This is a genomic window from Moraxella caprae DSM 19149, from assembly GCF_000426885.1.
Lineage (GTDB): Bacteria > Pseudomonadota > Gammaproteobacteria > Pseudomonadales > Moraxellaceae > Moraxella > Moraxella caprae.
Map to the genome: position 1 here is coordinate 1 of NZ_AUGF01000067.1, position 7,178 is coordinate 7,178.

Annotated in this window: 11 protein-coding genes; 8 read left to right on the forward strand and 3 right to left on the reverse strand. The window is 42.0% G+C overall.

Translation table 11 applies throughout. The annotated features are described in order from the left end of the window. A partial coding sequence (locus K941_RS0111650; protein WP_029103679.1) for an IS5 family transposase occupies positions 1–248 on the reverse strand: 248 nt, incomplete at its 3' end. 258 nt (positions 249–506) lie between these two features. On the opposite strand from K941_RS0111650, the gene K941_RS0111660 reads away from it, so the two are divergent. The 8 genes from K941_RS0111660 to K941_RS0111695 all read left to right on the forward strand — a co-directional run bounded on the left by K941_RS0111660 (position 507) and on the right by K941_RS0111695 (position 6,558). Then, positions 507–740, forward strand: coding sequence for a hypothetical protein (locus K941_RS0111660; RefSeq protein WP_029103749.1), 234 nt, complete (start codon positions 507–509; stop codon positions 738–740). A 12-nt stretch (positions 741–752) separates the two neighbouring features. Beyond that, the gene (locus K941_RS0111665; RefSeq protein ID WP_029103750.1) at positions 753–1,592 is read left to right on the forward strand and encodes a hypothetical protein; all 840 of its coding nucleotides are present in this window, start codon (positions 753–755) and stop codon (positions 1,590–1,592) included. Further along, complete coding sequence (locus K941_RS0111670) at positions 1,550–1,744, forward strand: hypothetical protein (protein ID WP_029103751.1); 195 nt, start codon at positions 1,550–1,552, stop codon at positions 1,742–1,744. Before K941_RS0111665 ends, K941_RS0111670 begins: the two co-directional genes overlap by 43 nt. Before the next feature lie 88 nt (positions 1,745–1,832). Beyond that, positions 1,833–3,095, forward strand: a complete 1,263-nt coding sequence (locus K941_RS0111675) for an ATP-binding protein (RefSeq protein WP_029103752.1) — start codon at positions 1,833–1,835, stop codon at positions 3,093–3,095. Between the two features lie 276 nt (positions 3,096–3,371). Continuing rightward, positions 3,372–4,001, forward strand: coding sequence for an AAA family ATPase (locus tag K941_RS0111680; protein WP_029103753.1), 630 nt, complete (start codon positions 3,372–3,374; stop codon positions 3,999–4,001). Then, positions 3,998–4,231: a ribbon-helix-helix domain-containing protein gene (locus K941_RS0111685; RefSeq protein ID WP_029103754.1), complete on the forward strand. Its 234-nt coding sequence runs from the start codon at positions 3,998–4,000 to the stop codon at positions 4,229–4,231. Before K941_RS0111680 ends, K941_RS0111685 begins: the two co-directional genes overlap by 4 nt. Positions 4,232–4,308: 77 nt before the next feature. Next, positions 4,309–4,491, forward strand: a complete 183-nt coding sequence (locus K941_RS18160; protein WP_115341031.1) for an AAA family ATPase — start codon at positions 4,309–4,311, stop codon at positions 4,489–4,491. Between the two features lie 237 nt (positions 4,492–4,728). Then, positions 4,729–6,558 (forward strand): ShlB/FhaC/HecB family hemolysin secretion/activation protein, encoded by a 1,830-nt coding sequence (locus K941_RS0111695; RefSeq protein ID WP_029103756.1) that lies wholly within the window; start codon positions 4,729–4,731, stop codon positions 6,556–6,558. Here the strand turns inward: K941_RS0111695 and K941_RS16925 are convergent. Continuing rightward, positions 6,472–6,804: a polymorphic toxin-type HINT domain-containing protein gene (locus K941_RS16925; protein WP_228130413.1), complete on the reverse strand. Its 333-nt coding sequence runs from the start codon at positions 6,802–6,804 to the stop codon at positions 6,472–6,474. The genes K941_RS0111695 and K941_RS16925 overlap by 87 nt on opposite strands. Positions 6,805–6,906: 102 nt before the next feature. Next, on the reverse strand, positions 6,907–7,178 hold a 272-nt coding region (locus tag K941_RS17400), incomplete at its 5' end, for a hypothetical protein (RefSeq protein ID WP_029103757.1).

Consider the following 7,178-nt stretch of genomic DNA (forward strand, 5'->3'; position numbering starts at 1 on the left):
ATAAGTGTGCTTTCATGGATGCCAAAGTCAGCGGCTATCTGCTCATAGGTGCGATATTCTTTAAAATACTGTAAGGTTGCCATTAACAAATTGGGCATGCTGATTTTAAGTTTTCTACCGCCTCTTTGATGTACAGCAGCTTGTGCTTGCTCTAAACAAGCAAGCATTTCATTAAAAACCCTGCGTTCAATGCCAACTAAGCGTTTGAATTTGGTGTCGGATAGGTGTGTGGAGGCTTCGTAGTTCATTGGGGTATTTTAGCATAGGAAGGGTTTTGCAGGAGGTCTGTTATATCGAATATGTGCATGGGGACATGAATCATCCCACAGGCTATCAGGTCAAACAAAATAAAACAGGCATTGTTGTGACCGACACCACCACCGAACAAACGTTTAGAATACAAGGAAAAATCTATGCAAAATCTTTCACCCTTGAAGAGCATCAAGCAGGGCAACCAAGAGGTTTAAACCGAATTGAAGACGATAGAGCAAAGCGACAAGCTGATTATGACAGACAAAAACATCAAAGACTTAGAACAGCAAGTGAGCGATTTGCAACACTCTGCTCACTGCGTGCAAGAGAGCTTCACAAAAAGTATGGCAATGAGCAAACAGCTCAATCATCAAAGCGAACAATTTACGCAAGAGATGATGCGACCCTTGAGCGAGATTGGGGAATTGACCGAGAAACTTCGCTTGGGTCATCAGCAGGCGACCATCACCATGACACTAAGATTGTAGGAGGATTAGACCATGTATCAATACAGCCCACAGGAGCTGACCTTAACCCCACTTCAAATCGCCATGGGGCAAGAGTCCGACCAACCCAAACAAGCAGGGACAAAAACAAAAACAAGGACGAGAAAAAACAACAAACCAGCGATACTAGAGAGCCAAGAACAAGCGACAGTTCAAGCAGTCAAGCAGATGCCAGCCGACCCTTATGGCTTTTTAAGCAATGCCGAGAACTTATTGCATGGATTTATCGAAAACTTGCAAAGCGACATGAACAAAGAAGAGGGCGATTGGAGGGTTGCACACAGCGAGTGGCAACAAGCCGAGACAGAGTGGCACAATACTCAAAAGATATGGGAGCAGACCAAAAGCTCATTGAGTCATACCATCAACAAAACTCGCAAATCATTGATAAGAGTAGTAATACAAAACCGCTCATTGACCAAGCAGATCAGCGAGCTTGTGACTCAAAACGAGCGGTTGACCAAGCAAATAGCTACATTAACGGCACTCAACAGCGAAGAGAGTCACTTGCTAGAAAACGAGCGAGCATTATTGAACAAGCAAGCACAATCATTAATGGATTTGCTCAGCAAAGCCGAGCAGAACTACAACACAGCCAAGGGCAACTACGACAAAGCGAAGGCTGGCTATCAGAGCACCATCGGCAAGCAACAGCAGATGATATCGCACTTAGAGCAACAGCTGACACAAAAAGACAGCGAGATTTTAACCTTGCAGACTGCCTTGATAGAGCTAACCGAGCAGGTGGAGGGCTGGTCGATGATGCTTGGGAATTTACAAGACAATGCGACATGGCTAAACAGTCAATTAAAACCATTAGAGACAAGGTTGTAACGCTAAAGCTCTACCGTGCAGACACCGAGGAGGCTCTTACAGAAGATGACATGCAAAAACTGGCGTATGACACGCCCATCATGGAGCTGACCCCCATGGTAACTCATGCACTAAACCATAAAAAAGACAGAGATTATGCAATGAAAAGATGAGTGGGCGTTTGACGGTCATGTTAAGATTGCATTGACTTTAAATCTAGTTTAATTTAAGATATAATCTTAAATTAAACTAGGTTTTATTATGTACATTCCCCGTCATTTACATCATATACTAACAAAGCTCATCGCTCAGTTCCCTGCGGTCATGGTTACAGGGGCAAGACAAGTGGGTAAATCCACGTTGCTACAACACACCGCCCGTGAACAAGAAGAGAGGTATGATTATGTAACCTTTGATGACCCCATTCGCTTAGAGCAGGCCCAAGATGACCCCATGCTCTTTATGATGAATCACACAGGGCGTTTGGTGTTAGATGAGGTGCAATACGCCCCTAAGCTGTTTTCGGTCTTAAAACTGTACATTGATGAGAAAAAACAAAATGGTCTGTTTTTGTTGTCAGGCTCGCAAGCATTTAGCCTTATGGAGCATGTCAATGAGAGTCTGGCAGGGCGTGTGGCGGTGCTTAGGCTACTTGGTTTGTCTTATCGTGAGATTCGGGGTGTCGAGTTCTTTGAGGGGTTTGTGCCAACAGAGGCGTATTTAAAAGCCTATGAATCTGCTATGGATGAGCAAGGTCAGACCACAGATGACAAGAGCAGTCCTGACACGCTATGGCAGATGATTCACAAAGGACAAATGCCAAGGCTTTATGAGCAAGAAACGCATTGGGAGGTTTATTATGCTTCTTATGTCAGTACCTACCTACAAAGAGATGTCCGTCACATTGCCAATATCAGGGATTTAAATGACTTTACTCGCTTTATGACGGCGGTGGCCGCACGAAGTGGCGAGCTGTTAAATTACAATAACATCGCCCAAGAGGTGGGTGTGTCTGTGGACACCATCAAACGCTGGATTGCCATTTTAGAGACCTCAGGCATTGTATACCTACTAAAACCTTATCACCATAATCACTTAAAAAGAGCGATAAAAACCCCAAAAATCTACATGCTAGACACAGGGCTCATGGCATACCTAACCAAATGGCTAACCCCAGAGGTGTTGCAACATGGGGCTAAAAACGGGCAGTTCTTTGAGAGCTTTGTGGTGGCGGAGATTTTAAAATCCTTCTACAATCAGGGCATTGAACCGCCTGTTTATTTTTATCGAGACACCAACCAAAAAGAGATTGACATCATCATAGAGCAAGACGGTGTCATCTATCCTGTGGAGATAAAAATGACCGCCAAACCCACCAAAAAACACGCCACACACTTTAACACCCTAAAAGAACAACTGCCAGCTGATGAGATTGGCATTGGCACAGGAGTCATCATCAATCAATATCCAAATAAACTGTGGCTTGATAAGGAGTTGGTGGCGTTGCCTGTGGGGTATTTGTGAATAAAAATTAGCCCCTATGACTGAATAATCAAAGAAAAATCTGGCGTATCATTTTTGATAAAATGGTTTTAAAAATACGATAATATAGAACCTATTAAGTTTTTATTTAGTTCTAAATAAGTTTTATTTTATCAAGGAAAATTTGTTATTTGACCCTTAAAAAGAAAGATATTTTCATCAATCAAGGGTTAATGTTAAATCAGTTAAAATTTAGTTCTAAAATATAACTTTTTTAGTTATAATATAAGACTGTATTAAAATTAAATTAGGTCTATTATGATTATACTTTTTGGTAGTCAAAAAGGTGGTTGTGGCAAGTCTACTCTTGCCATTAATACTGCTTGTTATCTTGCCAATACTGGTGGAGATGTGGTGCTTGTTGATGCTGATATTCAACAAAGTTCAGCAAACTGGGTAAGAGACAGAGAGCAGACGGGGTTAAAGGCAGTGCACTGTATTCAGCGATATGGCGACATCAAAAGCACGCTTAAAGACTTGGCTGGGCGATATCAGCACGTGGTCGTTGATGTGGCAGGGCATGACAGCAAAGAGCTAAGAACTGCCATGTTAGTGGCTGATAAACTCATTGTACCATTTCGCCCATCACAACTGGATTTGGATACTCTGCCACATTTGTCAGAGGTTATCGACCAAGCCACAAGCTTTAATGACTCGCTCAAAGCCTATGGGCTACTTACCCTAGCCCCTACCAATCCTGCCAATCAAGAAATCAAGCAAGCAGGGGATTACCTGAGTGATTTTCCTTTATTAACCCCACTACATGCTGTGATACATGATAGAAAAATCTACCGCGATGCCATCTCGGAGGGTAAGGGCGTGATAGAGGGTAATAACCCGAAGGCAAGTGATGAATTTACAGCATTAATGACGGAGATATTGGCATGATACAAAGACGAGCAAAAAGCGAACAGGACTTTATTAACCAAGCAGACTTATCTGGCAAACAACCGACAGAGGACAAGCCTAGCACCAAAAAAGGTCGAAAATTCACCTCGCATACCATTCAGATGAATGAAGAGGAATATCAGTTATTAAAAGAGCTGGCACAAAAGTATTGCCAAAGTCATAGTGGCATCATTCGTTATGCCTTAAAAGCGTTAGCAGAACAAAAATAGTTTTAATTTAGTTCTAAATAAGTTTATTTTAAAACTTATTTAGAACTAAAATAGTGAAAGAAATCCAGTAGGATTTATTGGTTGAGAATGATGAGAACCCCAAAAAACAACTCCCCATCGGCATACAAACATTCTCAAAGCTTAGACAAAATGACGAGTGTTACTATGTTGATAAAACCCCAAAAATCATCGAGATGGTTGATGGGAGTGGTTGTGGTTTTTATCTTGCTGAAGGCTTTTCTTCATCGGCTACTTGTTAAAATTGAAGGTTTGGCATTTACAATACTTGCTGTTTACTTGGTTTTATTTTAGAACTAATATAAAACTTTTTTGGTTTAAAAAAGCATTTAAATAACAACAAGCAATCTCTTGGGTGTGCTTGATGGTTTTTGTGTTTGTTTGAACTAACGGCAGAGATTATGACTATCCAAATGGTTTGAAAACCCCATGCAATCATAGTAAAATAGCACCCAAATTTTATTACAAGGCAGTCTTTAATGCGTTTTTGTCATAATAAATCAGACATCATCATGCAAGCTCTCACGCCATCGGTGATGGTGGTCACTTTGGGGTTCTTGGGGATTGCCAATGTTCATGCCAATACCCCTCTTCAAATAGCCAATCAACAAATTCAAAGACAACAACAAAGACAGGATGCTCTAAATCAAGCATTGATCACAAGCCCCACTGTCCACCTCCAAACGCCTACGCTAGAGCAAAACTCTGTCGCCAGCACACAGGAAAACCTACCTTGTTTTGTGATTCATGAAATCGCCTATGCACCACTACAGGCTGATGAGAAGGTGGATTTAGGGCAATTCTCCTTTGCTCTAGCACCCTTAACACATGGCAAAGGTAGTGTTCTGGGTCAATGTCTAAACATTAATGATGTTAACAACATCGTCCGTGATGTCCAAAATCGTCTCATTGAGCGTGGCTATACCACCACAAGAGTGCTGGTCGGCAATCAAAATCTGTCGGATGGACGACTTGTTTTGACTATTGTGGCTGGCATTGTGGGGCAAATCAAAGCTGATACCAAAAGTAGTAGTGTGCCAGTCTATACAGATAACACAGGACTGCCTGCCAATTTTAAGACTGCCTTGCCTTTTAAGACTGGCGATGTGCTAAACATCCGTCATTTAGAAACTACTCTTGAAAATCTAAAGCGAGTGCCAAGCTCTGATGCTGATTTTGCCATCACGCCAAGCGACTCTGGTGAGTTGGGTGCTAGCGATGTGCTCATTAATTACACAGCATCAAGAAAGGTGCGAGGCAGTCTTAGTCTTGATGATTCAGGGTCAAAATCCACAGGCAAATACCAAGGCGGTATTACCCTAAGTTTTGACAATCCAACTTGGCATAACGATTTATTGTACTTGACCTATGGTCGTGATTTGGGCAATGACATCAACAAGGGTGAATATACCCATAAAAGTGCCAAAGGTGGCAGTGAAAATTACAGCGTAGGTTATGTCCTGCCTTTTAAAAATACCGTCTTTAATGCCAGTGCCAGTCACTACACTTATCATCAGAGCGTAGCAGGGGTTAATCAAGACTATGTTTATGGTGGTGACTCAGACAACATCAGTCTAAATGCCAGCCATTTGGCTCATCGAGATGCAAGAAGTAAAACATGGCTTAATATGGGCGGGTTTACCAAATCGCAAAAGAATTATATTGATGATACCGAGATTGATGTGCAACGTCGCAAAATCTCAGGCTGGACAGCAGGCATTCGCCACGAGACAAGGTTTGGGCAAAAACAACTTACCACAGATGTTAGCGTGCAACGTGGCACAGGGGCATTTAATGCCCTAATACCGCCTGAGAGTCTATTTAACGAGGGCACGGTACGCACCCCTATCTATAAACTCAACCTAAACTTCGCCGCACCTGTTAAACTTGGTGATAATTACCAAATGGGCTATCAGGCAAATCTTAGAGCTCAATATGCTCAAAAAGCCCTAGTACCCAGTGAGCGGATGAGTATCGGTGGTCGATACAGCGTGCGTGGCTTTGATGGCGAGCGAACGCTGTCAGGTGACATGGGAGCCACCCTACGTCAAGATATCAGCTTCCCCATCAAACAGTCAAATCACAGCCTGTATCTGGGGCTAGATGCAGGCAGCATCGCCATGCAAAATAAAGAACAAGACAATCTACTGCTCGGCCACACTTTGGTCGGTGGGGCAGTTGGTGTGAAAGGGTACATTAAACCACTACGTCTAAACTACGACCTATTTGCAGGGCACCCCATCAGACAACCTGAGTACTTTGGTAAAAAAGAATGGACTGGTGGGGTGAGTTTGGGGGTGGAGTTTTAATTCACAACACTCATCATTATGCACCCACACACCCAATTTACCCACATGATAGGTGTGAAAGTCATCGACTTCGATATTATAGACGGTATCTGTGTGGTTGGGTAGTAGGTATTGGCTTATAACTTCTACTTCTTGATTATTTCTATCAAGCAGTATCATCCCTTGTTCTAACAAGGAGGCTTTTAACCAGCCTGTGCCTTTAATCCAAAATGGGTGTTCTGATGTCAGTTTTAGACATCTATATATATCAACCTATGCTTAAAATAAGAATCAATTTGTTCCAATTTAATCACAGTTGTATCATATGACGGATTATTGAGTCCATAGGATATTACTAATGATAATTCATTAGACTTCCTGCAAAACCCAAAAATGAGGAAAACCGTTCGTGGTGAGCTTGTCGAACCATAACGGTTTTCCGCCACCCATCAACAAGCTCAGGACGAACGGAAAACCTAGTTTTGCAGGAAGTCTATTATCAAAACCAAATAAAATACCTCTTTCACTGGGTAAACTATCTATCCTTGGATTTTCATTATTAACATCAATTTCCTTTATTATAGAAACCGAACGAACTTCCTTTCCCAAAAAAACACTCCATTGTTCAAAATCTTTAGCAT